Here is a 2,072-nt window from a genome sequence, read left to right as displayed (position 1 = left end):
TTACCGATGTAATCCGGACAGCATAAGATTCTTTATCGGTTCCGGGCAATGCGGTAAACTTTCTGATATTTCCTACATAAATATCCATATCGCTATCAATCTTTGAATCCAGGCGGATACAGTCTCCAACCTGAAGGTTCAGGAAATCATTCACTGAAATTATGCTCTTTCCGAGCACTGCCTTAATGGGTACATCCACCCTCCGGATCAACGATTCGATATACCCTTCATAATTTTCATCCCGGTTCTCCTGCATTGTAGAAAACCAGTATTTTGTATTCAGCTTATCCATGATGTCTTCCAGGGTGAAGAACGGCAGGCATATATTCATAAAGCCCTCCACATCCCCGATCTTCATGTTAAGCGTAATCAATGCTATCATATCATTGGGAGCGATCACCTGGGCAAACTGTGGATTTGTCTCCATCCGGTTCAAAACCGGATTTACATCAATCACATTTTTCCAGGGCTCCCTGAGAAGCTGGGTAAACATAATCATCAGTTTCTGTAAAATAGTAAGCTCAATCTCTGAAAATTCCCTGCTTTTCTCCAACGGTACACCGCTGCCTCCCAGCATACGGTCGAGCATGGCATAACCAAGGTTTGTTGCCAGGTCTATAATAACCGTACCATTCAGCGGGGCAAAGTTAATGATTCCCAAAATAACGGGATTGGACAAAGCATTGGTAAACTCGCTGAAGGTAACTGTCTCTGAGCTTGCCACCGCCACCTGAACATTTTTCCGCAGGTAGACGGGAAGATTCGTAGAAACCAGCCGGCTGTAATGCTCGAATATGATTTCCAGCGTCCGCAGATGCTCCTTTGAAAACTTCGTGGGGCGGCTGAAATCATAATTCTTCACATGCTTCTCTTCATTGCTCTGCATCTGATCTACGTCCAGCTCTCCGGCCGATAAGGCTGCAAGCAGATTATCTATCTCATTTTGTGAAAGGACCTCTCCCACAAAAGCTCACCTCCTTAGCCTAACTTCCGAACTTCACTTCGCTGATTGCCACCTGATAAATAAAATCAGACTGGAACAGATTTTGAACCGCCTGCAGGATTTCTGCCTTCAGTCCCTCCAGGTCTGCCCTGCACTCACTCTCTGTGTGGGCCGAAACCACCGAGGAGATAGCATCCTTCACAAGGCTCTCCCTATCCGCTATGGTCTCGCCATAGGTTTTGTATCCATCGCTGTTCATGTTCATGGACAGCGCCACATCAAACTGAATATATCTCTGCACTCCGCCGTCCTGGGCAGAAGGATCGCTTGCAAGAGGAATGGTCATAGTTGTCAGATTGTATACCGCTGTGTCCTCCAGAGAAATCTCCTGTCCCGATTCTCCCGGCTGCGTCAGCTCCAGCCGCATTACCGTAGCTATGTTATTCACAAGCTCAGATGTCTTTTGGTTAGTCCCCATGACACTGACCATCAGCACACTGGTCAACACAACATTCACAATCAGTAGTGCCAGAATCAGCACCGTCAGCATGTTCTTCTTCATTTTTACTCCCATCTGCGCATTTTTGCGCATTTTTTAATTTAAAACCCAGACAGCTGCCGTTCTCATCTCTCAGCTGGCAGGATTGTAAATTCGTATCTCTACCCTTCGGTTCCTGCTTCTGCCCTCCTCGGTGGAATTGTCCGCAATAGGCTCTCTGTCACCCATTCCCGCATGCCTCAGCCTCGCCGGGTCCAAGGAGGTATTTTCCACCAGATAGTAGAACACAGAAAGGGCTCTGGCACTGCTGAGCTCCTCATTATCGGCATATCTGGCACTGCTTATAGGTACATTGTCCGTATGTCCTTCTATTTCGATCGTGCCTTCGCTGTATCTTTCTAGAATCGCTCCTACATTATCCAAAACATCCAGCGCTTCCCCCTTCAGCTCAGCGCTGCCCGAGTCAAACAAAAGGGCGCCCTTCATGGTCAGCTGGACATACTGGGACGAAAAGCTCACCTCCACCTGATCAGACAGGCTGCTCTCATATACGGCTTCCTCAATGTTCTCAGACAGCTCTTCATTCTGCTGCAGCATCTCGTCTTCCAATGCCTGAGCCAGCTCCTGGGC

Annotated in this window: 3 protein-coding genes; all 3 read right to left on the bottom strand. The window is 47.8% G+C overall.

The window, feature by feature from the left end; all coding sequences use genetic code 11:
* On the bottom strand, positions 1-964 hold a 964-nt coding region (fliM, locus tag AC1WIP_RS15010; RefSeq protein WP_481142588.1), incomplete at its 3' end, for a flagellar motor switch protein FliM.
* Positions 965-983: 19 nt separating this feature from the next.
* Positions 984-1,505, bottom strand: a complete 522-nt coding sequence (locus tag AC1WIP_RS15005) for a flagellar basal body-associated FliL family protein (RefSeq protein ID WP_481142587.1) — start codon at positions 1,503-1,505, stop codon at positions 984-986.
* Positions 1,506-1,574: 69 nt separating this feature from the next.
* A partial coding sequence (locus tag AC1WIP_RS15000; protein ID WP_481142586.1) for an OmpA/MotB family protein occupies positions 1,575-2,072 on the bottom strand: 498 nt, incomplete at its 5' end.

It is taken from the genome of Acetatifactor sp. (assembly GCF_982438285.1).
This window is presented reverse-complemented; position numbering and strand designations above follow the sequence as displayed.

Excerpts from the sequence above, each read along its gene's own strand:
- AC1WIP_RS15005 (WP_481142587.1), bottom strand. The coding sequence starts at position 1,505 with ATGAAGAAGAACATGCTGACGGTGCTGATTCTGGCACTACTGATTGTG.